Origin of the sequence: Methylobacterium sp. J-078, assembly GCF_022829285.1 — a bacterium.
Taxonomy (GTDB): Bacteria; Pseudomonadota; Alphaproteobacteria; order Rhizobiales; family Beijerinckiaceae; genus Methylobacterium.
Genome location: NZ_JAKSYI010000050.1, coordinates 1 through 708 on the forward strand (window position 1 = coordinate 1; position 708 = coordinate 708).

The following is a 708-nucleotide window of genomic DNA, read 5'->3' on the forward strand; positions in this document are numbered from 1 at the left end:
TTCACGGAGGCCTACGCGGTCATCCCGAAGGGCGTGATGCGCGACATCGTCACCTCGGTGCTGCCCTTCTGGGAGAGCACCCGCGCCTGGATGCTGTCGCGCCCGCTCTCGGGCTTCTCCGAGACCTTCGCGCAGTACCTCATGGAGGTCGGGCAGGGCGGCGGCAGCGAGGCGCCGGAGCCCGACCCGGACGCCGAAGGCGTGCTGTTCGTGGTCGGCGGCCAGCCCCGCCTCGTCCTCGACGGCACCGCCCACGATCTCACGCCCGGCAGCTACGCCTACCTGCCGCCGGGCGCCGCCTGGAGCCTGCGCAACGACGCGGCCGAGCCCGCCCGCTTCCACTGGAGCCGCAAGGCCTACGCCCTGCGGCCGGGCATCGCGCTCCCGCCGGCCTTCGTCACGCACGAGTCCGAGACCACCCCGGCGCCGATGCCCGGCACGGAGGGCGCCTGGGCCACCACCCGCTGCTGCGGCGGAGGCGACGAAGCGGGTGGTGGCCCAGCCGCCGTCCCTTCCGGGCATCGGCGCCGGGCTGATCGCGGGTTGATGTGTGACGAAGGCCTGCGGGAGCGACACGGCGGTGAACCGGTCGTACGCCTTGCGGCGCCAGTGGAAGCGGGCGGGCTCGCCCGCGTCGTTGCGCAGGCTCCAGGCGGCGCCCGGCGGCAGGTAGGCGTAGCTGCCGGGCGTGAGATCGTGGGCGGTGCC

The 708-nt window shown here is 74.7% G+C and carries 1 protein-coding gene; it reads left to right on the forward strand.

The genetic code is table 11. From position 1 onward, the window contains the following. Positions 1–708 (forward strand): cupin domain-containing protein (locus tag MKK58_RS05650; protein ID WP_243911167.1); only part of this gene is annotated, 708 nt, incomplete at both ends.